Source organism: Rhizobium ecuadorense (genome assembly GCF_001187535.1).
Lineage (GTDB): Bacteria > Pseudomonadota > Alphaproteobacteria > Rhizobiales > Rhizobiaceae > Rhizobium > Rhizobium ecuadorense.
In genome coordinates this window covers 1-302 of record NZ_LFIO01001744.1, presented here as the reverse complement: position 1 = coordinate 302, position 302 = coordinate 1, and the positions used below count along the sequence as shown (strand labels likewise).

Genomic DNA, 302 nt, shown 5'->3' with positions numbered 1-302 from the left:
CAGACAACCCCTCCCCGCACAGCTGCTCCTGGGAGGAACATGCGAAATTATCGTTGCTGGAAAGGCTTTCCAGCCGATTGGTCAACGTTTCCGGCACTTTGGAAACGAGAACTGGCACTCTCTTCGCATGAACTTGCGAAGGAGAAGATGATGAGACGAAGTCGAAAGCGAGCGCGGTCATTGGGCTGCCACCGGAACATCGAAAAACCAGCTGTCGTTCCACGGGATGCCGCGCGACTTGGCGGCGTCCCGAATATTCTGCATCTCTTCGAGAGACGGCGAAGTGCCGTTCTCCCAACGAG

Annotated in this window: 1 protein-coding gene; it reads right to left on the bottom strand. The window is 56.3% G+C overall.

Translation table 11 applies throughout. The features are described 5' to 3' along the window. Positions 1-181: hypothetical protein (locus AF337_RS44810; protein ID WP_210168096.1), on the bottom strand; the 181-nt coding region annotated here is incomplete at its 3' end. Between the last annotated feature and the right edge of the window lie 121 nt (positions 182-302).